Source organism: Pseudomonas sp. NPDC085632 (assembly GCF_044541255.1).
In the GTDB taxonomy this organism is placed as follows: Bacteria; Pseudomonadota; Gammaproteobacteria; order Pseudomonadales; family Pseudomonadaceae; genus Aquipseudomonas.
The window spans coordinates 7,039-29,195 of record NZ_JBITSX010000064.1; the positions used below are offsets into that span (position 1 = coordinate 7,039).

At 59.8% G+C, this 22,157-nt stretch carries 23 protein-coding genes; 15 read left to right on the forward strand and 8 right to left on the reverse strand.

The window, feature by feature from the left end; all coding sequences use genetic code 11:
- The 3 genes from ACIF4X_RS26945 to ACIF4X_RS26955 all read left to right on the forward strand — a co-directional run.
- On the forward strand, positions 1-457 hold a 457-nt coding region (locus ACIF4X_RS26945; RefSeq protein WP_397484406.1), incomplete at its 5' end, for a TOBE domain-containing protein.
- 35 nt (positions 458-492) lie between these two features.
- A complete protein-coding gene (locus tag ACIF4X_RS26950; RefSeq protein ID WP_178087369.1) occupies positions 493-1,374 on the forward strand; it encodes an ABC transporter permease subunit in 882 nt (293 codons plus the stop codon).
- The gene (locus ACIF4X_RS26955) at positions 1,371-2,261 is read left to right on the forward strand and encodes an ABC transporter permease subunit (protein ID WP_064116327.1); all 891 of its coding nucleotides are present in this window, start codon (positions 1,371-1,373) and stop codon (positions 2,259-2,261) included. Before ACIF4X_RS26950 ends, ACIF4X_RS26955 begins: the two co-directional genes overlap by 4 nt.
- Positions 2,262-2,409: 148 nt before the next feature.
- Here ACIF4X_RS26955 and ACIF4X_RS26960 read toward each other — a convergent pair whose 3' ends face one another.
- Entirely contained in the window at positions 2,410-3,048 is a 639-nt protein-coding gene (locus ACIF4X_RS26960; RefSeq protein ID WP_397484407.1) for an HD domain-containing protein, read from the reverse strand.
- A gap of 226 nt (positions 3,049-3,274) precedes the next feature.
- Here ACIF4X_RS26960 and ACIF4X_RS26965 point away from each other — a divergent pair, with 226 nt between their 5' ends.
- Positions 3,275-4,240: a GlxA family transcriptional regulator gene (locus ACIF4X_RS26965; RefSeq protein WP_397484408.1), complete on the forward strand. Its 966-nt coding sequence runs from the start codon at positions 3,275-3,277 to the stop codon at positions 4,238-4,240.
- Between the two features lie 186 nt (positions 4,241-4,426).
- On the opposite strand, the gene ACIF4X_RS26970 is transcribed toward ACIF4X_RS26965, so the two are convergent.
- Entirely contained in the window at positions 4,427-6,835 is a 2,409-nt protein-coding gene (locus tag ACIF4X_RS26970; protein WP_397484409.1) for a penicillin acylase family protein, read from the reverse strand.
- A 102-nt stretch (positions 6,836-6,937) separates the two neighbouring features.
- Positions 6,938-7,516, reverse strand: coding sequence for a DUF6436 domain-containing protein (locus ACIF4X_RS26975; RefSeq protein ID WP_397484410.1), 579 nt, complete (start codon positions 7,514-7,516; stop codon positions 6,938-6,940).
- A 98-nt stretch (positions 7,517-7,614) separates the two neighbouring features.
- Here ACIF4X_RS26975 and ACIF4X_RS26980 point away from each other — a divergent pair, with 98 nt between their 5' ends.
- Complete coding sequence (locus ACIF4X_RS26980; RefSeq protein WP_397484411.1) at positions 7,615-8,562, forward strand: alpha/beta hydrolase; 948 nt, start codon at positions 7,615-7,617, stop codon at positions 8,560-8,562.
- 130 nt (positions 8,563-8,692) lie between these two features.
- Here ACIF4X_RS26980 and ACIF4X_RS26985 read toward each other — a convergent pair whose 3' ends face one another.
- The gene (locus tag ACIF4X_RS26985) at positions 8,693-9,424 is read right to left on the reverse strand and encodes a DUF2059 domain-containing protein (RefSeq protein ID WP_122596629.1); all 732 of its coding nucleotides are present in this window, start codon (positions 9,422-9,424) and stop codon (positions 8,693-8,695) included.
- A 108-nt stretch (positions 9,425-9,532) separates the two neighbouring features.
- On the opposite strand from ACIF4X_RS26985, the gene ACIF4X_RS26990 reads away from it, so the two are divergent.
- Both ACIF4X_RS26990 and ACIF4X_RS26995 read left to right on the forward strand, forming a co-directional pair.
- A complete protein-coding gene (locus ACIF4X_RS26990; protein WP_127930156.1) occupies positions 9,533-10,165 on the forward strand; it encodes a 2OG-Fe(II) oxygenase in 633 nt (210 codons plus the stop codon).
- A 1-nt stretch (position 10,166) separates the two neighbouring features.
- A complete protein-coding gene (locus tag ACIF4X_RS26995; RefSeq protein ID WP_397484412.1) occupies positions 10,167-10,652 on the forward strand; it encodes a DUF523 domain-containing protein in 486 nt (161 codons plus the stop codon).
- A gap of 255 nt (positions 10,653-10,907) precedes the next feature.
- Here the strand turns inward: ACIF4X_RS26995 and ACIF4X_RS27000 are convergent, their stop codons facing one another.
- On the reverse strand, positions 10,908-11,471 hold the full coding sequence (locus tag ACIF4X_RS27000) for a transporter substrate-binding domain-containing protein (protein ID WP_397484413.1): 564 nt from the start codon (positions 11,469-11,471) through the stop codon (positions 10,908-10,910).
- Positions 11,472-11,606: 135 nt separating this feature from the next.
- Here ACIF4X_RS27000 and ACIF4X_RS27005 point away from each other — a divergent pair, with 135 nt between their 5' ends.
- Positions 11,607-12,032, forward strand: coding sequence for a DUF4399 domain-containing protein (locus ACIF4X_RS27005; protein WP_397484414.1), 426 nt, complete (start codon positions 11,607-11,609; stop codon positions 12,030-12,032).
- A gap of 62 nt (positions 12,033-12,094) precedes the next feature.
- Here the strand turns inward: ACIF4X_RS27005 and serA are convergent, their stop codons facing one another.
- Positions 12,095-13,324 carry a phosphoglycerate dehydrogenase gene (gene serA, locus ACIF4X_RS27010; protein ID WP_008085296.1) on the reverse strand — a complete coding sequence of 410 codons (1,230 nt, stop codon included), beginning with the start codon at positions 13,322-13,324 and terminating at the stop codon, positions 12,095-12,097.
- 204 nt (positions 13,325-13,528) lie between these two features.
- Between serA and ACIF4X_RS27015 the strand changes: the two genes are divergently transcribed.
- From ACIF4X_RS27015 to ACIF4X_RS27030, 4 genes are all read left to right on the forward strand, one after another.
- Positions 13,529-14,923 (forward strand): FAD-binding oxidoreductase, encoded by a 1,395-nt coding sequence (locus ACIF4X_RS27015; protein ID WP_397484415.1) that lies wholly within the window; start codon positions 13,529-13,531, stop codon positions 14,921-14,923.
- 41 nt (positions 14,924-14,964) lie between these two features.
- Positions 14,965-15,630 (forward strand): fumarylacetoacetate hydrolase family protein, encoded by a 666-nt coding sequence (locus ACIF4X_RS27020; RefSeq protein WP_397484416.1) that lies wholly within the window; start codon positions 14,965-14,967, stop codon positions 15,628-15,630.
- A 263-nt stretch (positions 15,631-15,893) separates the two neighbouring features.
- Positions 15,894-16,817 carry an SdiA-regulated domain-containing protein gene (locus ACIF4X_RS27025; RefSeq protein WP_397484418.1) on the forward strand — a complete coding sequence of 308 codons (924 nt, stop codon included), beginning with the start codon at positions 15,894-15,896 and terminating at the stop codon, positions 16,815-16,817.
- A gap of 117 nt (positions 16,818-16,934) precedes the next feature.
- Positions 16,935-17,852: an SdiA-regulated domain-containing protein gene (locus ACIF4X_RS27030; protein ID WP_397484419.1), complete on the forward strand. Its 918-nt coding sequence runs from the start codon at positions 16,935-16,937 to the stop codon at positions 17,850-17,852.
- 84 nt (positions 17,853-17,936) lie between these two features.
- On the opposite strand, the gene rpiA is transcribed toward ACIF4X_RS27030, so the two are convergent.
- Complete coding sequence (gene rpiA, locus ACIF4X_RS27035; RefSeq protein WP_008088454.1) at positions 17,937-18,611, reverse strand: ribose-5-phosphate isomerase RpiA; 675 nt, start codon at positions 18,609-18,611, stop codon at positions 17,937-17,939.
- A gap of 147 nt (positions 18,612-18,758) precedes the next feature.
- On the opposite strand from rpiA, the gene ilvA reads away from it, so the two are divergent.
- Both ilvA and ACIF4X_RS27045 read left to right on the forward strand, forming a co-directional pair.
- Entirely contained in the window at positions 18,759-20,273 is a 1,515-nt protein-coding gene (gene ilvA / locus ACIF4X_RS27040; protein ID WP_397484420.1) for a threonine ammonia-lyase, biosynthetic, read from the forward strand.
- Between the two features lie 40 nt (positions 20,274-20,313).
- Positions 20,314-20,727, forward strand: a complete 414-nt coding sequence (locus ACIF4X_RS27045; protein WP_397484421.1) for a DUF2269 family protein — start codon at positions 20,314-20,316, stop codon at positions 20,725-20,727.
- Positions 20,728-20,847: 120 nt separating this feature from the next.
- Here the strand turns inward: ACIF4X_RS27045 and ACIF4X_RS27050 are convergent, their stop codons facing one another.
- On the reverse strand, positions 20,848-21,504 hold the full coding sequence (locus ACIF4X_RS27050; protein WP_397484422.1) for an HAD family hydrolase: 657 nt from the start codon (positions 21,502-21,504) through the stop codon (positions 20,848-20,850).
- 143 nt (positions 21,505-21,647) lie between these two features.
- On the opposite strand from ACIF4X_RS27050, the gene ACIF4X_RS27055 reads away from it, so the two are divergent.
- A partial coding sequence (locus ACIF4X_RS27055; protein WP_397484424.1) for an RNA pyrophosphohydrolase occupies positions 21,648-22,157 on the forward strand: 510 nt, incomplete at its 3' end.

The window sequence follows — 22,157 nt, forward strand, 5'->3', positions numbered from 1 at the left end:
CGGGATCGCCCAGATCGGCAGCCCGATCGACATCTACGAAACCCCGACCAGCCGTCTGGTCTGCGAATTCATCGGCAACGTCAACATCTTCGAAGGCGAAGTGATCGACGACGCCGAAGGTCACGCGACCATCACCTGCAAAGACCTCGACCGGCAGATCTACGTCGGTCACGGCATCAGTACTTCGGTGCAGGATAAGTCGGTGACTTACGCGATTCGTCCGGAGAAGCTGCTGGTCACCGCCGATCAACCGACCTGCGAGTACAACTGGTCGAGCGGCAAGGTCCACGACATCGCCTACCTCGGCGGTCACTCGGTGTTCTACGTTGAACTGCCGAGCGGCAAACTGGTGCAGTCCTTCGTCGCCAACGCCGAGCGACGTGGCGCACGTCCGACCTGGGGCGATCAGGTCTACGTGTGGTGGGAAGACGACAGCGGCGTGGTACTTCGCTCATGAACATGCGCAAATTCAAACGCCGCATCAACCGAATAATCCCCAATGGCCGGCAGTTGGTCATCGGGGTTCCGTTCATCTGGCTGTTTCTGTTCTTCATGCTGCCGTTCTTCATCGTTTTGAAGATCAGCTTCGCCGAAGCCGACGTGGCCATCCCGCCGTACACCGAAATCTACACGTACGCCGAGCAGAAGCTGCAACTGCTGCTGAACCTGGGCAACTACGCGATGCTGGCGGGCGACGAGTTGTACATCGCCGCTTACCTCGGCTCGCTGAAGATGGCGTTTTTCAGCACGCTGCTGTGCCTGTTGATCGGTTACCCGATGGCCTACGCCATCGCCACCGCCCGTAAAGAGATGCAAACGGTGCTGGTGCTGCTGATCATGATGCCGACCTGGACCGCGATTCTGATCCGCGTTTATGCGTGGATGGGCATTCTCAGCAACAACGGCCTGCTCAACGGTTTCCTGATGAGCATGGGCTTCATCGACGAGCCGCTGCAGATCCTCAACACCAACCTCGCGGTGTACATCGGCGTCGTTTACTCGTACCTGCCGTTCATGATCCTGCCGCTTTACGCCAACCTGGTGAAGCACGATCACAGTCTGCTGGAAGCCGCCTCCGACCTCGGTTCGAGCACCTTCAACAGCTTCTGGAAAATCACCATTCCGCTGTCCAAGAACGGGATCATTGCCGGCTGCATGCTGGTGTTCATCCCGGTGGTCGGCGAGTTCGTGATCCCGGAACTGCTTGGCGGTCCGGAAACCCTGATGATCGGTAAAGTGCTCTGGCAAGAGTTCTTCAACAACCGTGACTGGCCGGTGGCGTCCGCGCTGGCGGTGGTGATGCTGGCGATCCTGATTGTGCCGATCATTCTGTTCAACCGCAGTCAGGCCAAGGAAATGGAGGGTAAAGAATGAAGCGCTTCCGTTTCTCCAGCCTGATGCTGGTCATCGGTCTGTTGTTCATCTACCTGCCGATGCTGATCCTGGTGATCTACTCGTTCAACGCCTCGAAACTGGTAACGGTGTGGGGCGGATGGTCGATCAAGTGGTACGTCGGCTTGCTCGACAACACCCAGCTGATGGGCTCGGTGCTGCGCTCGCTGGAAATTGCCTGCTACACCGCGGTCGCCGCGGTGGCGCTGGGCACGCTGGCCGCATTCGTGCTGACGCGCATCACCCGCTTCAAGGGCCGCACGCTGTTCGGCGGTCTGGTCACCGCGCCGTTGGTGATGCCGGAAGTGATCACCGGTCTGTCGCTGTTGCTGCTGTTCGTGGCCATGGCGCAGATGATCGGCTGGCCGCAGGAACGTGGCATCGTCACCATCTGGATCGCTCACACGACATTCTGTGCAGCGTATGTGGCAGTGGTGGTGTCGGCGCGTCTGCGTGAGCTCGACCTGTCGATCGAAGAAGCGGCAATGGACCTCGGTGCACGGCCGTGGAAGGTGTTCTTCCTGATCACCATCCCGATGATCGCGCCATCGCTGGCGGCGGGCGGCATGATGTCGTTCGCGCTGTCGCTGGATGACCTGGTATTGGCGAGCTTTGTGTCGGGTCCGGGTTCGACGACCCTGCCGATGGAGGTGTTCTCGGCGGTGCGTCTGGGCGTGAAGCCTGAGATCAACGCCGTGGCCAGCCTGATTCTGCTCGCGGTGTCGATCGTGACCTTCATGGTCTGGTTCTTCAGTCGCCGCGCCGAAGAAGCGCGCAAGAAAGCCATCCAGCAAGCCATCGAAGAAAGCGCAGCCGATTCTTGGAAACAGCCGGACGTGCGTCGCGCCCCGGCGCCGGAAGCGGCGTAAGACAATGGGGTTGATCACAAATCTGTGACCAACCCCAATCCCTGTGGGAGCGAGCTTGCTCGCGAAGAGGGCGTGTCAGTCGACTGAGATGTCGGCTGACCCACCGCATTCGCGAGCAAGCTCGCTCCCACAGGTTTTTTGGTGGTATTCAAGTCCAGGGGGATTGACGGATGACCTCAACGAAGTTCATCGGCTTGAACCCCGGCTCCTGATCCTTCAGCACATCGATCTTCACATTGCCGAACGTGGTCTGCGGACGATGCCGCAAGCCATCGGCAAACGCGCAGATAATGCATTCCTTGAAACCCTCTCCACGCGGGTGCGCATGCACCACCGCTTCACGCTGCACGGTGCTGAACGCCGCGTAATCCATCCCCAGCACATCCATTTCCACACCAGCCGTTACCAGCGCCACCGTCGGGCGCAGATGCTTCGGTACACCCGGCGTGGTGTGCAGGGCAATCGACAGCCAGACCTGTTCGATATCGTCATCGCTGAGCCCGTACGGTTTGAGAAACGCCGCCGCCGCGTTAGCACCGTCTACTTCGAAGCGCTCATCAGCGCTGCGATGACCTTCGACCAGGCCGAGGTCATGGAACATCGCGCCGACGTAGAGCAGCTCCGGGTCGTATGCCAGTCGTTGGCGTTCACCGCTCAGTGCGCCGAACAAAAATACCCGACGTGAGTGGTGGTAGAGCAGATCGGACTCGATATCGCGGATGTATTCGGTGGTAGCGCGGGCGAGGGCGCTGTCGGGGATTTTGATGCCGGCGATGGTTGTGGTCATGGGAGGTTTCCTCACTAAAACGCCGTTGTGGCGCTGATGGGGAAAGTCTGTGCCCGGCGCTGCAAGCGGACAATCGACGCATGGCTGCGATCCTTGCCATTCGACGCGCAAATCGTGCCAAGCTAAAAAGATCGCAGCCTGCGGCAGCTCCTACATGGGAACGCGGACACCTGTAGGAGCTGCCGAAGGCTGCGATCTTTTGCTCTTAAAGGGGGAATCCACAGCCATGAACAAAACCGTCGCCATCGTGGTGTTCGCAGGCGTGCAGTCACTGGATGTCAGCGGCCCCATGGATGTGTTCGCCGAGGCCAATCGCTTCTTGGCGGCCGAGGATCACTATCGGCTCGAAGTGATCGGCGTCGAACGCGGCCCGATGGCCTGCTCCAACGGGTTGAACCTGAATGCCCATTGGCATTTCAGCGAAGCACTAGACGCCTACGATCTGCTGCTGGTCGCCGGTGGGCCGCAATTGCCGTTCATGGCTTTTGGCGCGACGTTCGATGGTTGGCTGCGTGAGGCCTGCGCACGCGCACAGCGTTTCGGCTCGATCTGCAACGGCGCGTTCATGCTGGCGCGCGCCGGTTTGCTGGAAGGGCGCACCGTCACCACGCACTGGAACGATGCCGAGGCGTTGGCGCAGTTGTGCCCGTCGACGCGGGTTGAAGCCGATCGGTTGTATGTCGAGGACGGCACGCTCTACACCTCCGCAGGGGTTACGGCGGGGATCGATCTATCGTTGTACTTGCTCGCGCGTGATCACGGTGCTGAAGTGGCGCTAAGCGTGGCCAAGCGCTTGGTAGTGTTTACTCAGCGCTCCGGTGGCCAGTCGCAGTTCAGTCCGTTCCTGACGCCGCATGCGGAGCCGACGTCGGCGGTGGCGATGGTGCAGTTGTATGTATTGGCCAATCTGACTGGCGATCTGACGATTGCCGATCTGGCCAACGCGGCGAACATGAGTGCGCGCAATTTCTCTCGAGTGTTTGCGCGGGAAGCCAAGGTCACGCCGGCGGAGTTCGTCGAGCGGGCGCGGGTGGATGCGGCGCGGGTGATGCTGGAAAGTACTGCAGCGCCGTTGAAGACGGTGGCGTATCAGTGCGGGTTTCGTGACGCGCAACATATGCGCGGGGTGTTTAACCGGCGGTTGGGGGTGACGCCGCAGCAGTTTCGGCTGAATTTTGCGGCGATGGTTTGACCCTTACCCTCACCCCAGCCCTCTCCCAGAGGGAGAGGGGGCCGATTCGGGGATATTGGCGAGATACGCCGACGTGATGTTGCTGTACCGAATCCATAATCGACTCGATCTCTCAGGTCGGTGCATAGCGAAAGACACCTCGGTCAGTCCCCTCTCCCCCCGGGAGAGGGCTAGGGTGAGGGGCTTTTAATGTGCCCGCGCCGGCAACAACTTCAACGTACTGCGCGTATTCGCCGTCACCTCTTCGGCATTGAAATGCGCCTGCACATAAATCCCGTCGACATACGCCTCAGCCTGATCGTCATAGTGGCTGTCGAACGGCACACCGCTCTGCCCGACCGGGTTAATCGTCAACCCATGCGCCGGATCGGCAAAATCCACCAAGCGCCGCGTCGAAGGTCCGTAGGTCACCGGCCAAGGCGCAGGACCGATCCGTGCGGAAAAGTTGTTCGGCACTTCATGACTGCCCGGCGCCGCAAACGGCCCGACATTGAAAATCCGATCCAGCGGCTTCTGCTGTCCCAGCGGATGGCCGTGAGTCAGCGTATGCGCCGCGCCCCATTTCCACTCGGCAGAGTTATCGCCCAGGGTCAGCTTCAAGTGCTGCATGCTCGCCTGCCACGCTGTGCGCACGACATCGGCGCGGGTCTCTTTGGTCGGCGTGTTGCGGTTATCCCACCACGGCGAATCGGCATTCGCCGCCAGCTTCGGCAGTGCCGCATCAATCACCCGTGTCGACAGCAAGGTGTCGAAGAAATCATTGCCCAACTCATCACGCATCGACGCATCGGCAAGGTCGTAGAGGAACTGGTTGAACACCGTCGCACTGACCGAATCCAGCGGATAGTCGCCCGGCCATTGCGCCAGTTGCTCGACCAGTTTCAGTTGCGCCGGATCGCTGACCACCTCGCGCAACACCGGCAGCAACGGTGCGAGCAAGCGCGGGCCGTAACCGGTGGCGGTTCCTAGTTGCAGCTTCTGATTGGCCTCGTTGGTCCACTTAACGCTCTTGTCGCTGAGCTGGCGATTGAGTTGCTGCCCGCGATCGGCGAGGTTGTAGTAACCGGGAATCTCCATGCCCGTCGGTGATAGTGGCTGGAAGTTGGCCGAGACGATGTAGCCGCGTGCCGGATTCTCTTCCTGCGGGTTGGCGCTGAACGGGTAGAAACCGTCCTTGTCCGCCTGATTGCTGCTGCCGTCGAGGATGAATTCCGGACGTACTCCAGCCGGACGCTTGGGCAGCAATGCCGAGGCCCACCAGGCGATATCACCCTTGGCGTTGGCGTAAACCAGATTCAGTCCCGGCGCCTGTACCTTGGCCGCAGCGGCCCGTGCCTTGGCCAAGGTGTCGGCGCGATTGAGCTGGTAGAAACCTTCCAGGATCGGGTTCGGCGTTTCGAGAAAGGCCCACCACATCGCAATCGGGGTTTTGCCGGCAGCGGTGCCCAAGGCATCGTTGACGATCGGGCCGTGGGGCGATTGGCGCAGGGTCAAGGTCACCGGCGACTGCCCCTTCACGTTGATCTGCTGCTGTGTGACGACCATGTCGGTCCACTGGCCGCGATACCAGACCTGATTGGGGTTATCCGGGTTGACCTTCTCGGCGATCAGGTCCAGATCGTCGTTCTGGAACATGGTCAGGCTCCAGCCGAAATCGAGGTTGTGGCCCAGAAACGCGAACGGCACCAGCGCCTGATGATGGCCGTACAGCTCGAAGCCCGGCGCTGACAATTGCGCTTCGTACCACACCGACGGCACCGAGAAGCGAATGTGCGGATCACCCGCCAGCAGAGGCTTGCCGCTCTGGCTGCGGCTGCCGGCAATCACCCAGGCGTTGCTGCCTTCGAACTGCGGCAGACCGTTGTCGATCAGCGCCTGTTCACTGAGGCGGGCGAGGGCGTTGAGGTCTTTCCAGTCGCCGGCGGCGAGGGTTGGAGTCGACTTGCCATGATCTTTGGCGAGCACGCCCTTGGGCTGCCAGTCGAGGTCGAAGACGTTGAGGTAATCGGCGCCCAGTTGATCACGCACATAAGTCAGCAGCGGCTCGGTACGAAACGCCGCGGCGAAGCTGTAGGCCATGTAACCGGCGACGCTGATGCTGTCTTCAGCGGTGAACGGCCGCTTGGGGATGCCCAGCACGTCAAACTCGATCGGCGCGGCGTGCGTATCCTGATACTGGTTAATGCCATCCAGATAGGCTTGCAGGCCCTTCCACGCTGGCGACTGTTTATCGAGACTGGCGACATAACTGGCGGCGCGCTCGCGGATGCGCAGGCTGCGGAACAGTTTGTCGGTGTCGAGCAGCTTCGGCCCGAGGACTTCGGCCAGTTCGCCACGGGCTAGACGGCGCATGGCTTCCATCTGGAACAGGCGATCCTGGGCATGCACGTAGCCGAGGGCGCGGTAGAGGTCGGTTTCGTTCTCGGCGCGGATGTGCGGCACACCGCGCTCGTCGTAGCGCACGGTCACCGAACCTTGCAGGTTGCGCAGTTCGACCTGGCCCTGGCGCGTCGGTTGTTTGCTGTAGACATACCAGCCGACGCCGGCGAGCAGAACAACGATGAGCAAGCCAAGTACGATGAACACGCGCTTCATGGTGACTCCTTGTGCAGGCGGGATTGCCGCCCGTCGGGCTGCAAACAATTAGCACAGACCTTCTGTGCCGTGCAGCGCTGTCCTTGAAAAGTCCGGAATGCCTTACTGCGTCTCCACCGGCCACGGGCAGTAACAACCGACCGCCAGGGTGTGCGTGGCATTGACCGGGCGATCTTCCGTCAGGGCATTCAAAATCGGTTCGATAAAGCTGTTGCTGGAGTTGCAGGTCAGGCCTTCGCTGTACGGGCCGAAGTACGCCAGTTTGCCGCTGCGGTCCCAGATCGCCACGGCCGGGCTGGCGGGGACTTGTTCGGAGCCGGGCAATATCGTGAGGGTTTTCAGGCTGCTGAGGGTCGCGGGTAGCTGACCGTGGCTGCCAGCCTTTTGCACGGCGAAGAACTCAACGCCTTTGGCGCTGAACTGCTCGACCATCTCGGTCAGGTGCTGTTGATTGCCGACGTTGCACGGACAGGCCGGGTCCCAGAAGTGCACCAGACGAATCGGTCCGGGCCCGGCGAGATCGTCCGGCAGGCGCAACGGATCACCGGAAAACACCGCCGTGTGTTCGCTGAATGCGCGCAGATAACGCCCCTGAAACCAGTCATACGCGGCCCACAGCACACCGGCGCAGATCAGCGCGAGCAGGCTGGCAAACAGTGCGGTGCGGTAGGGCGAACGCATGGATTTGGTTCCTCAGAGGCGGGCTAGCTTGCCATGCTTGCTCCGACAGATGAATATCGCAGGCCGATAAAGTCTGTTTACCGCTTTGGAATTTCCGCATGCCTGCCACTTTCGATCCCGATCAAATCCGCGCCAGCCTCAAGCCTTTGGCCGAATGGCAGCCGTTGTCGGACGAGGCCAAGGCTTATCAGCGCTTTTACAAAACCGACTTTCCCGAGCGGGATGTCTGGCGTGGCATGGGCCGTTTCGAAGTCGATGGTTATGAAGTGGTCAGCCATTGCTGGTGGCCGGAGAAGGTCAAGGCGACGCTGTTTCTGCTGCACGGTTATTACGATCACACCGGGTTGTATCGGCATGTGATCGAGTGGGCGCTGGATCAGGACTTTGCGGTGATCGCCTGTGATTTGCCGGGGCATGGTCTGTCGAGTGGACCGCGTGCGAGCATTCGCGATTTTTCGGAATACCAGGATGTCCTGCAAGCATTGTTCGCAGAGGCGCAGTCTATTGGGCTGCCGCAGCCGTGGCATTTGTGCGGGCAGAGCACCGGCGGGGCGATTGTGGTGGATCACCTGCTCAATCATGGCGAAAACAGCCCGGCGCAGGGCCAGGTGATTTTGATGGCTCCGCTGGTTCGGCCGCGAGCGTGGGGCTGGTCGCAGCTGAGTTATTACCTGCTCAGGCCTTTCGTTCGGGGTGTTGCGCGACGCTTCAGCGAGAATTCCAACGATCCGGATTTCCTGCCGTTTCTGCAGGCCGATCCGTTGCAGCCACGACGCCTGCCGACGAAGTGGGTGGGGGCGCTGTCACGCTGGATCATCCGCGTCGAGCACGCGAAAAAAAGTCCGCGACGGCCGCTGATCATTCAGGGGCAGGCGGACATGACAGTGGACTGGCAGCACAATTTGCAGGTGATGAAGTGGAAGTTCGACCGGCCGCAGATCTTGCTGCTGGCCGAGGCGCGGCATCATCTGGCGAATGAGACGGTGGAGATGCGCGAGGAGTATTTCGAGTTTCTGAGCAAGCGTATCAGGGGCCGAAACCTCTAGCGTCTATGAGGGCCCCATCGCTGGCAAGCCAGCTCCCACAGGGTTACGAGTCGATCAACAATGTTGTGAACACCTGAGCAACCTGTGGGAGCTGGCTTGCCAGCGATGGCGGTCTATCTGGCGAAGAAGATCACTGCCCGACCGCAAGCCCTGCACGAATCGCCGCCAACGCCGCCTGGTAATACGCCTTGCCTTCAGCCGACTCGGCAAACGTCGCAAACTCTTCCAGCTCTTCATCCGACAGATCGCGATAAACGTAGAGCAGCGTGTTGTTCATGTCTGCGCCAATCTGATCCATCAAACGTTGGCGCTGACCATTGAGCATGCCCTGCGCCTGACCGCCACCGAGCAGCCCCGGAATCATCGAACTCAAACTGTCCGCCGCGACGCCGGCAATCGCCAGGCTTACTTCGGCGCCCGCTTCACGCGCCGGCAAGGCCTGAGCGAGGTGGCCAATGATCAGCAGACGGCTATCGCTGGCCTGCATCTTTGGTAGGCCCTTGGCATTTTTCGCCAGTTGATCGCGACGGGTTGCGAGCAATTCAGCCGCGACAATTTTCTTGCCCAGCGGTGATTGAAAGAAGGTCAGTGCCGGTTTCGGATCGGCAAGCTTCTGGCGCAGTTGCGCTTCGGCACGCTGATCCACGGCCTGCGGGGCAAAGCGCTGGTTGCTGTTGTTCACCAAGGCTTGAAACACGGCAGGCGGCAGGCTGTTCTGATAGCGCTGCTGCGCGGCACTCAGGGCGTCATTGAAATGCGCACGTTGATCTGGCCAGCCGGCGACCTTGTACAACTGATCATGGCCGTCCGCCCAGGCGGGCAAAACGCAGAACATCAACAGTGAAAAAAGCAAACGGCGCATAGGGACTCCTGTCAGCAGCGGACTATTCTCCGTGCGGTGCCGGTACTTGTCGAGAATTCGTAGCAAGCCGCCGCGTGGCTCTGTCGGATTTCTTGCCGCCGACATACTATGCGCGCCATGCAAATATCCTCTGAACACCCACTGCTGTTACGCATTGTCGATGACCTGGCCGAACACGGCTGGTCGCAGCAGAACATTTTCCTGCCCGCCGGTTTGACCCGCGAGCTGGCGGCCGAGTGCCGCAAACGTGAAGCCGAGGGTGAGCTGGCGCCAGCGGCGGTGGGGCGTGGGCCGTTTTCGGAGATCCGCGAGGGGATTCGTGGCGACCACATTCAGTGGATCGATCCCGGTCAGGCGGAGGCCAGCGATCGCTATCTCAACTTGATGGAGAGCCTGCGCGAGGCGCTCAACCGTGGCTTGTTCCTCGGTCTTGAGGATTTTGAGTGCCATTTCGCCTTGTATCCGCCCGGCGCTTTTTACCGCAGGCATGTCGACCGTTTTCGCGACGATGACAAGCGCATGGTGTCGGTGGTGGTCTATCTCAATGACGCCTGGCTGCCGGAGGACGGTGGTCAGTTGCGCATGTACCTGAACGATGAACGCGTGCACGACGTGCAGCCTACGGGCGGTTGTCTGGTGGTGTTTCTTTCCGGCGAAGTGCCTCATGAAGTGCTGCCGGCGCACCGCGAGCGCTTGTCGCTGACCGGTTGGTTCCGCCGCCGTGGCAACGAGCCGTTCTGAGATGGACAGGATTCTGGTCAGTCGCTGCCTGTTGGGTCATCGCGTGCGTTATGACGGCGGTGCGAGCGGGCCGTTTGATTTGCTCGAGCAGTGGATTGCCGAAGGGCGGGTGGTGCCGTTGTGTCCGGAGGTCGCGGGCGGATTGCCGACGCCACGGGCAGCGGCGGAGATCCCGGGCGGGCAGGGGGGTGAAGTGCTGGATGGTGTCGCGGCGGTGATCACCACCGAGGGCGAAGATGTCAGTGCGCAGTTTCTCGATGGCGCGCGGCAGGCGCTGGCGTTGGTGCAGAAGCACGGGATTCGTGTGGCGGTGCTTAAGGCCAACAGTCCCTCCTGTGGAAACCTGCTGACCTATGATGGCACGTTCAGTGGTGTCAAAGTCAGTGGCGAGGGCGTGACGGCTGCGTTGCTTAAACGCCATGGTGTGCAGGTGTTCAGCGAGCTTGAATTGGCTGAGGCGGCAGTGTTCCTGGCGGCTTTGGACTGATCCGGAATCGTTGCCCTCACCCCAGCCCTCTCCCAAGGGGAGAGGGGGCCGACCGAAGTGTCTGGCGCTATTCATCGACCTGAAAGACCTTGTCGATTATGGATCCGACACAGCCATGACCGATCGATTATGGATTCGACAAAGGCATGATCAGTCGATTTCGGATTCGGTATAGCCATTTCAGGTCGGCGTACCTCTAAAGCATCCCCGGATCAGTCCCCTCTCCCTCTGGGAGAGGGCCAGGGTGAGGGGCTTTTAAGGCTTCAACCACTTCTCGGTCAACGCCGCCAAACGCCCATCGGCCTTGATCCGCTGCATCGCGCTCTCAAGACTGGCCTGAAACGCCGGATTACCTTTCTGAAACGGAATCGCCAATTCGACCGGCTCCGCCGCTTTCGGCTTCTCTTCAGTCAGCGCCTGCACCAGCACCATCGGCCGTGGCTGCTCATCCTTCTTTGCCAGCAACTGCGAATCGACCTTGCCGTAAGACTCGCTGAAGTCGAAACGATCCTTGAGTTCGGGTGTCAGTGCTATGTGGTTGAGCGCAACGTCGTACTTGCCGCTCTCAACGCCCTGGAGCAGATCGGCCTCGTCAGTGACGATAAAGTCAGCGCGCACATCCAGTTCGTTGGCCAACAGTTGCCCAAGCTCGACCTCGAACCCCGTGAGTGTGTCGCCTTCCTTGAAATTGAAGGGCGGTGTATTAGCCTCAAGGGCAATGCGCAGCTCGCCACGGTCGTTGACGTCATCAATCAGTTCGGCGTGAGCCAAAGGGCTCAAAAGGGGTAGCAGGCAGATCAGGCCAGGCAGAAAGCGCATGGTCACTCCTTTGAAATCATTATCGCGACCCTCTGATTCAGGCTCGCTTTGCTATGGTTGTCGAGTGCCTTCGACAACGAATGGTCATGAAGTTGTCATGACCGTGCGGATTTTACGGAAAAACTGGAGAAGAAAATGAAAAGCTTTATGTCACGTGCAGCGTTCGCGGGTGTGCTGATGGGCGTTTCGGTGCTGGCCAGTGCGGCGACACCGGCCCCCAAAGGTGCCGAAGTGTTCATCGTTTCTCCCGAAGACGGGGCCACGGTTTCGCAGACCTTCACCGTCAAGTTCGGTACCAAGGACGTCGCACTGGCGCCGGCCGGTGACGTCACCAAGAACACCGGTCACCATCACCTGCTGATCGACGCCAAGGAAATTGTTCCTGCCGGTTCGGTCGTCCCTACCGATGCCAACCATATGCACTTCGGCAAGGCGCAGACCCAGGCTGACATCAAGCTCGCCCCGGGCAAACACACCTTGCAGCTGGAACTTGGCGACAGCGGTCACATGGCATTCGACCCGCCCATCGTCTCGAAGAAAATCACCGTCAACGTCGAATAAGTTTTCGCCGTGCATGAAAAAGGGAGCCCGAAGGCTCCCTTTTTTTATCGCTCAACGCTCAATCAGAACAACACGCGGCTACGGATAGTGCCGTTGATGTGCTGCAGCTTCTCTTGCGCCAGATCCGAGTATTCGGCGTCGACGTCGATCACCACGTAGCCAACTTTCTCGTTGGTCTGCAGGAACTGACCGGAGATGTTGATGCCATTTTCGGCGAAGACCTTGTTGATCTCGCTCATCACGCCCGGGATGTTCTCGTGGATGTGCAGCAGGCGGTGCTTGCCAGGGTGAGCCGGCAGGGCCACTTCCGGGAAGTTCACCGACGAAACCGACGTACCGTTGTCGCTGTACTTGACCAGTTTCTCTGCCACTTCCAGACCGATGTTGGCTTGCGCTTCGGCGGTCGAACCACCGATGTGCGGGGTCAGGATCACGTTGTCGAGGCCACGCAGCGGGCTTTCGAACTCTTCGTCGTTGGAGCGTGGCTCGACCGGGAATACGTCGATGGCCGCGCCGATCAGGTGCTTGTCCTTGATCGCGTCCGCCAGGGCGTCCAGTTCGACCACGGTGCCGCGCGCGGCGTTGATCAGGATGCCGCCCTTCTTGATGGCGCGGATTTCCTTCTCGCCGATCATCCACTGGGTCGCAGCGGTTTCCGGAACGTGCAGGGTGACGATGTCGGACATGCCCAGCAGTTCGGTCAGGCTGCCGATCTGAGTAGCGTTGCCCAGTGGCAGCTTGGTCACGGTGTCATAGAAGTACACCTGCATGCCCAGGCCCTCAGCCAGAACCGACAGCTGCGTACCGATCGAGCCGTAGCCGACGATGCCGAGTTTCTTGCCACGGATCTCGAAGGAGTTGGCTGCGGATTTGATCCAGCCGCCACGGTGGCAGGAAGCGTTTTTCTCCGGGATGCCGCGCAGCAGCAGGATCGCTTCGGCCAGCACCAGTTCCGCTACGGAGCGGGTGTTGGAGTACGGCGCGTTGAACACGGCGATACCGCGCTCGCGGGCAGCACTCAGGTCGACCTGGTTGGTGCCGATGCAGAAACAGCCGACCGCAACCAGCTTCTTCGCGTGATCGAAGATCTCTTCGGTCAGTTGGGTGCGCGAACGAATGCCGATGAAGTGAGCGTCAGCGATCTTTTCCTTGAGCTGGGCTTCCGGCAAGGAACCTGTCAGGTATTCGATGCTGGTGTAGCCCGCCGCCTTGAGGACGTCGACAGCCGATTGGTGGACGCCTTCGAGAAGAAGGAACTTGATCTTGCTCTTATCGAGAGAAGTCTTGCTCATCTGCGTAAACCTGTATCCCGGAGAAAAATGGCAGGAAATGGTCAACAGACGCTGACCCGGACGACAAGAAAGTCGTCTCCGCGGATCTGGCCTTGGGCACTGTCCTGCGGGGTCGATATGCTAGCATAGCCTCCCCGCTAAACACTCATTCCTGCGACGTGAAGCGTTCTCAGGATGACCATGAATTGTTCGAGAGTTCTGTCGATGACCAATCCTGCCCTGATTGATGAACTGAAGACCCTGGTCGAGCCTGGCAAGGTCCTGACCGACGCCGACTCCCTGAATGCGTACGGCAAGGATTGGACCAAGCACTTCGCCCCGGCGCCCAGCGCCATCGTGTTTCCCAAGACCATCGAGCAGGTGCAGGCCGTGGTCCGTTGGGCCAACGAACACAGGGTCGCACTGGTGCCATCGGGCGGGCGCACCGGGCTGTCTGCCGCCGCAGTGGCCGCCAACGGCGAAGTGGTTGTCTCGTTCGACTACATGAATCAGATTCTCGACGTGAACCTCACCGACCGTACCGCCGTTTGTCAGCCGGGCGTGGTCACTGAGCATTTGCAGAACGTTGCCGAAGAAAAGGGCCTGTACTACCCGGTCGACTTCGCCTCGGCAGGTTCCAGCCAGATTGGCGGCAACATCGGCACCAATGCCGGCGGGATCAAGGTTATTCGCTACGGCATGACCCGCAACTGGGTGGCCGGCCTGAAAGTCGTCACCGGTAAGGGCGATGTGCTCGAACTGAACAAAGACCTGATCAAGAACGCCACCGGTTACGACCTGCGTCAGCTGTTCATTGGCGCTGAAGGCACCCTCGGCTTCGTCGTCGAAGCGACCATGCGCCTCGATCGTGCGCCGAAAAACCTCACCGCGATGGTCCTCGGCACCGCCGATTTCGATTCGATCATGCCGGTGCTGCACGCCTTCCAGGGCAAGCTCGACCTGACTGCCTTCGAATTCTTCTCCGACAAGGCCCTGGCCAAAGTCATGGGTCGTGGCGATGTGCCGGCGCCGTTTGAAACCGATTGCCCGTTCTATGCGTTGCTGGAATTCGAAGCGACCACCGAAGAAGTGGCCAACAGCGCGCTGGAAACCTTCGAGCACTGCGTCGAGCAGGGCTGGGTGCTGGACGGCGTGATGAGCCAGAGCGAAACCCAGTTGCAGAACCTGTGGAAACTGCGCGAGTACATCTCCGAAACCATCTCGCACTGGACGCCGTACAAAAACGACATCTCGGTCACCGTGTCGAAAGTGCCGGCATTTCTGAAGGAAATCGACGCGATCGTCGGCGAACACTACCCGGACTTCGAAATTGTCTGGTTCGGCCATATCGGCGACGGCAACCTGCATTTGAACATCCTCAAACCGGATAACCTGAGCAAGGACGAGTTCTTCGCCAAGTGCGCGACCGTCAACAAGTGGGTGTTCGAAACCGTCGAGAAGTACAACGGTTCGATCTCCGCCGAGCACGGTGTGGGCATGACCAAACGCGATTACTTGACCTACAGCCGTTCCCCGGTTGAGATCGAGTACATGAAAGCGGTGAAAGCGGTGTTCGACCCGAACGGCATCATGAACCCGGGCAAGATTTTTGCGGTTTGAGCGGCAATCTTTGATGAATCAATGAAGGCAGGAGTCGGTAAATGAGCTATCAGCACCAGTACGTCGACGGCACGCGCATCCATTTCCCGATCGGGAAAGTCGTGTGCATTGGCCGTAATTACGCCGAACACGCCAAAGAACTGGACAACCCGGTGCCTACCGAACCGTTGCTGTTCATCAAGCCGGGCAGTTGCGTGGTTGAGCTGGAAGGCGGTTTCGCCATTCCGACCGAGCGCGGTTCGGTGCACTACGAAGCGGAAATCGCCGTGTTGATCGGCAAGCCGTTGTCGACCAAACCGAGCCGTGAAGAAGTGCTCGACGCGATCTCCGGTTTCGCCCCGGCGCTGGACCTGACCCTGCGCGACAAGCAGGCCGAGCTGAAAGCCAAGGGCCTGCCGTGGGAAATCGCCAAGTCTTTCGACGGCGCGGCGGTGATCGCCCCGTTCGTGGTCGGCAGCACCTTTGCTGACCTGACCGACATCGGCATTCGCCTGACCATCAACGGCGAAGTGCGGCAGGACGGCAACAGCAGCGCGATGCTCAACCCGATCGTGCCGATGATCCAGCACATGGCCGGCTGCTTCTCGCTGCAGGCCGGTGACGTGATCCTCACCGGTACGCCGGTGGGCGTTGGCCCGCTGAACGTGGGCGATGACATTGTCCTCGAACTGGTCGGCGCGAGCAGCTTCACCAGCGGCGTGCGCTAACTGCCGCACTGCAAATCCCCTGTGGGAGCGAGCCTGCTCGCGAAGGCGCCAGGTCAGTCGACATCATCGTTGCCTGACACTCCGTCTTCGCGAGCAGGCTCGCTCCCACATTTGTTATGGGATCCACCTTGCAAACGTGAAGGGCAATCCCGCCATTTGCCGTTTTTTTCACATCCTGTACGGATAATTCCTCTCATTCTGGCGTCTGAGCCGGCCTCTTTGTGCTATTACCCTTAGCCTGAATTTTCGGAACGCGTCCCTCGATGTCATCTCAAACTCAGCTCAAACCCACTCGCCGTTCACGTTTCGCCCTGCGTTGGTATGTCTGGCTCTTGCTGGTGGTTGCCGCCGCGTATGCCTTGGCGTTTGCCATGCATTGGGATGATCGCGGTGTGCTTTGGCTGCAGGAGCGCTTCGAAAGCCAGGCCGAGCAGAAGGAAAGTATCTGGCTACCGGACTATCGGGTGGTGATCGATGCCAAGCCCCTGACGGGGATGGAGAAGGACGAGGCGTCGGATCTGTCGTACAACCCGCAGACCAAAACGCTGTTTTCGGTGATGGGAAAAAACCCGTTTCTCGCTGAGCTGACGTTGCAGGGCGATGTACTGCGCAAGATGCCGCTGGTGGGCTGGAGCAATCCGGAAGGCCTGACCGTTATGGAAAACGGCCTGATGGCGATTGTCGATGAGCGCCAGCACATGCTGTCGATCGTCAAGGTCGACGCCGACACCCGCGAATTAAACATCGCCGACTTCCCGAAATACGATCTCGGCCCGTCGAAAGACCAGAACAAAGCCTTTGAAGCGATCACCTGGGACTCGCACAACCAGCAATTGCTGCTGGGCGAAGAGCGTCCGCCGGCACTGTTCACCTGGAAAAGCGATGGCAGTCAGACCCTCAAGGGCGACAAGCAAAAACTCGCCAGCGATGAGCTGGATATTCGCAATCTTTCGGCGCTGGCGATCGATCCGCGCACTCGGCACACACTGGTGCTGTCCGCTGATTCACACCTGCTGCTGGAGCTGGACGAGAAGGGCGAGCAAGTCAGCTTCATGACCCTGCTCGGCGGCTTCAACGGTTTGAAGAACACCATCCCCCGCGCCGAAGGCGTGACCATGGACGAGGCGGGCACGCTGTACATGGTCAGCGAACCCAATCTGTTTTACCGCTTCGACAAACAGCAATAACTGTCCTCGCGGTAATTTCAGACAAGTCTGATTGTCCTGACAGGCAAGTGGCCATTAAGCTTCAGTTCAGACAGGCGTGATATTTCATCCGCCTGTTCTGATCCCGAGCTCACCCGAATGCGTCGACTTGCCCGCCCAAAGCCTCTGATTATCCTCCTGACGGTTATTGCCCTGATCGCGTTGATTGCGATCGGCCAATACATGCGCCTGTTCGAGCGCGCCTGGTTCAACCTGCATACGCTGTGGCAACCGCTGAGCAGTGAATCCATTGCGTTGGACCAGTATCGAGTCGAGATTGAGGCGCGGGTCATTGAGGGTCTGGACGACGACGTTTCGGCGCTGACCTTCGATCCGGTACGCAAAAGCCTGTTCACCGTCACCAACAAGAACTCCGAACTGATCGAACTGTCGCTGGAAGGCAAGATCCTGCGCCGCATCGCACTGATTGGTTTTGGCGATCCGGAAGCGGTCGAGTTCATCAGCGCCGACACTTATGTGATCACTGACGAGCGCCAGCAGCGGCTGATCAAGATTCACCTGGAAGCAGACACCACCTTCCTCGACGCGGCGGACGCCGAGCAGATGACCCTCGGCGTGCACATGGCTGGCAACAAGGGTTTCGAAGGGCTGGCGTACGACTCGGTGGGCAAGCGTCTGTTTGTCGCGAAAGAGCGCAATCCGATGTTGATCTACGAAGTGCATGGCTTTCCGCATTTCAACCCGGAGAAGTCCTACGCGGTGCATGTGATCAACGATCCCAAGCGTGACGCCGGGATGTTTGTGCGCGATCTGTCGAGCCTGCAATACGACGAGCGCAGCGGCCATTTATTGGCGCTGTCGGATGAGTCGAGATTGATTCTGGAGCTGGATGTCGATGGACGACCGTTGAGCACCATGTCCATCAGTGGTGGCCGGCAGGGTTTGAAGAAGACCGTGCCGCAGGCGGAAGGCATTGCGATGGATGATGACGGGACGCTGTACCTGGTGAGCGAACCAAACCTGTTTTACGTCTTCAAAAAAACCACTCAACCCTGACAAACGCCGCAAAACACTGTGGGAGCTGGCTTGCCAGCTCCCACAGGTTTATTCGTCTGCCCATACATTTTCGGGCAGTTTGGCTTACTCAGCCTTGAGGGTTTTCACGCCTTCGGGGGTGCCCAGAAGCAGCAGGTCCGCCGGACGCGCCGCGAACAGGCCGTTGGTGACCACGCCGACGATCGCATTGATCTGCGCTTCCAGCTCCACCGGGTTGGTGATCTGCAGGTTGAACACATCAAGGATGATGTTGCCGTTGTCGGTCAAAACGCCTTCGCGGTATACCGGGTCGCCGCCCAGTTTCACCAGTTGGCGGGCGACGTGGCTGCGGGCCATCGGGATCACTTCAACCGGCAGCGGGAACTCACCCAGCACCGGCACCAGTTTGCTGGCGTCGGCGATGCAGATGAAGGTCTTGGCCACGGCCGCAACGATCTTCTCGCGGGTCAGTGCGGCGCCGCCGCCCTTGATCAGGTTCAGGTGCGCATCGCTTTCGTCGGCGCCGTCGACGTAGAACTCCAGATCGCTAACCGTGTTCAGTTCATACACCGGAATCCCGTGGCCCTTGAGGCGCGCGGCGGTGGCTTCCGAGCTGGCGACCGCGCCATCGAATGCGCCCTTGTGCTGGGCCAAGGCGTCGATAAAGCAGTTGGCGGTGGAGCCGGTGCCGACCCCGACGATGCTCTTGTCGTCGAGTTTCGGAAGGATGAAGTCGACGGCGGCCTGAGCCACTGCCTGTTTGAGTTGATCCTGGGTCATGCGGGCTCCGGAAGCGGGCAAGGTGAGAACGGAAAGGCCGGCATTATAGCCGCAAGCGTGGCTAAAACCTCTGGATTCGTGTGGTCGTGCGGGCAAAAGCCGGGTTAGACTCCTCGGTCCCGCTCAACCGCTCAGTGATGCTTTCCGATGCTCGAACAGTACGTCAAAAAGATCCTCACCTCGCGCGTTTATGACGTTGCCGTAGAAACCCCGCTGCAGAACGCCCGCCAGCTCTCTGAACGGCTGGGCAATGACATTTGGCTCAAGCGCGAAGACTTGCAGCCAGTGTTCTCGTTCAAGATTCGCGGTGCCTACAACAAACTGACGCAACTGAGCGATGAAGAGCGCGCCCGTGGCGTAGTCACCGCGTCGGCGGGCAACCACGCGCAAGGTCTGGCCCTGGCGGCGAAAGTGCTGGGCGTGAAAGCCACCATCGTCATGCCCAAGACCACTCCCGAGATCAAAGTCGAAGGCGTGCGTTCGCGCGGCGGCAAAGTGGTGCTGCACGGGGATTCGTTCCCGGAAGCCCTGGCCTACTCGCTGAAACTGGTCGATGAAAAAGGTTACGTCTACATCCACCCCTACGACGATCCGCACACCATTGCCGGGCAGGGCACCGTGGCGATGGAAATTCTGCGCCAGCACCCGCAGCCGCTGGACGCGATTTTCGTCCCGGTCGGTGGCGGCGGTCTGATCGCCGGTATCGCCGCGTACGTGAAGTACCTGCGCCCGGACATCAAAGTCATCGGCGTCGAGCCGGACGACTCCAACTGCCTGCAAGCGGCGATGGCCGCCGGTGAGCGCGTGGTGCTGCCGACCGTGGGCATCTTTGCTGACGGCGTGGCGGTGGCGCAGATTGGCCAACACACTTTCGACATCTGCAAAGATTACGTCGATGAAGTGATCACCGTCAGCACCGACGAAATCTGTGCGGCCATCAAGGATATCTACGACGATACCCGCTCGATCACCGAACCTGCCGGCGCGTTGGGCGTGGCGGGCATCAAGAAGTACGTCGAGCAGCGCGGTGTCAGCGGCCAGACGTTTGTTGCCATCGACTCCGGCGCCAACGTCAACTTCGACCGCCTGCGCCACGTCGCCGAGCGCGCCGAATTGGGCGAAGGCCGCGAAGCGATCATCGCCGTGACCATTCCCGAGAAGGCCGGCAGCTTCAAAAACTTCTGCGAAGCCATCGGCAAGCGCCAGATCACCGAATTCAACTACCGGTACAACACCGGCAGCGAAGCGCACATCTTCGTTGGCGTGCAGACCCATCCGGAAAACGACCCGCGCAGCGCACTGCTGGCGAGCTTGACCGAGCAGGGTTTCCCGGTCACCGATCTGACCGACAACGAACTGGCCAAGCTGCACATCCGCCACATGGTCGGCGGGCACGCGGCGCACGTGATTGATGAAGTGGTGTTCCGCTTCGAGTTCCCGGAGCGTCCGGGGGCGCTGTTCAACTTCCTTAATAAGCTCGGTGGGCGCTGGAACATCTCGATGTTCCACTACCGCAACCACGGCGCTGCCGATGGCCGCGTGGTCGCGGGCCTGCAAGTGCCGCACGACGAGCGTCATCTGGTGCCGGCAGCGCTTGAAGAAATCGGCTACCCGTACTGGGATGAAAGCGAGAACCCCGCCTATCAGCTGTTTCTTGGCTGAGCGGCTACGCTGATGGGCATGGCCCAAGGAAGAGAAATTCATGGAAACCCTGACCACCCTGAAAGTAATTCACGTCGCGGCGACCGTGGTGATCCTCGTCAGCGGGTTGGGGCTTGCCGCTCTGACCTGGCGTAATCGCAGCGAAGGGCCGGCCAGCACGATGCAACGTCCTTGGCTGTTTATCTGGTGTTTGATGCTGATCGCGATGCTCAGCATGCCTTTCACCGGCTGGTGGCTGGTGCACCTGATTGGCTGGCCGTTGGGGCAGTTCTGGATTCTGGGGTCCAGCGTGATCTATGCCGTGGCCACGTTCAGTGCAGTGTGGCTGTTGGTGAGGCTTAATCGGTTGTGGACTGGCGGAGTTGGTAACTGGAAATTCACGCTGGCGCTGGCGATTGTCAGCGGCATCGGATTTCTCGCCATTGCCGGGTTGATGGGGGCCAAGCCTGTTTAAGGCTATATACCGAGTCGAGCCAATCGCTGGCAAGCCAGCTCCCACAGGGATCTTCAGTGAACACGGATATTGTGGGCAGCCGAAAAACCTGTGGGAGCTGGCTTGCCAGCGATGGCGTAATCAGTCGCGCAACGAAATCACCGGCCAGCCACGCTTCTGGGCCTCGGCAAGGAGATTCGGATCCGGATCAACCGCCACCGGATTCGCCACCTGCTCCAGCAACGGCAGATCATTCATCGAGTCGCTGTAGAAATAGCTGTCGTCCAGCGAATACCCGGTCTCTTCCAGCCAACGGTTCAGGCGCGTCACCTTGCCTTCGCGGAAACACGGAATATCCGTGCTGCGCCCGCTGTAACGGCCATCGACCATTTCGCATTCGGTGGCAATCAGGGTTTCAACGCCCAGACGCACAGCAATCGGCGCGGTCACGAAGCGGTTGGTCGCGGTGATGATCACCAGTTTGTCGCCGGCGTCGCGGTGCTTTTTCAGCAGCTCCAGCGCTTTGGGCAGCATGATCGGCTCGATGCAGTCGCGCATGTAATCGCTGTGCCATTGATCGAGTACGGCCATTTCGGTGCGGCCAAGGATCTCCAGGCAAAAGTTCAGGTACGCGGCGTTATCCAGTTTGCCGGCCAGGTAATCCTGATAGAACTCGTCGTTGCGCGCTTTGTACGCAATCGGGTCGAGGAAGCCGCGTTCACACAGATAGTCGCCCCAAGCGTGATCGCTGTCGCCGCCCAGAAGGGTGTTGTCCAAATCGAAGAGTGCCAGGCGCATTGCAGTTACCCGCTGATAAGTCTGTAAAAAGGCGACAAGAATACGGTCTTTTCACAAGAGTGCACATAAGGTAGGAAGCTTCGTTGCCGCCTTATCAACCTTTGTGGAACAATGCGGCGACATGCGTTTGCGAGGTTGTTGCCGTGATCGACCCCGATGGTTTCCGCCCCAATGTCGGGATCATTCTGACGAATGACGCCGGCCAGGTGCTATGGGCTCGCCGTATCAATCAAGATGCCTGGCAGTTTCCGCAAGGGGGAATCAACCCTGAAGAGACGCCGGAAGACGCCTTGTACCGCGAGCTGAACGAAGAAGTTGGCCTGGAACGTGAAGATGTTGAAATACTGGCCTGTACTCGGGGCTGGTTGCGCTATCGTTTGCCGCAACGCCTGGTGCGTACGCACAGCCAACCGCTGTGCATCGGCCAGAAACAAAAATGGTTTCTCCTGCGCCTGATCTCCAACGAGCAGCGGGTGCGGATGGATTTGACCGGTAAACCGGAGTTCGATGGCTGGCGCTGGGTCAGCTATTGGTATCCGTTGGGCCAGGTGGTGACATTCAAGCGCGAGGTGTATCGCCGCGCCCTCACAGAGCTTGCCCCGCGCCTTTTAGCGCGCGAAGCCGACATCGAATTCGAGTACATCAATATAGGC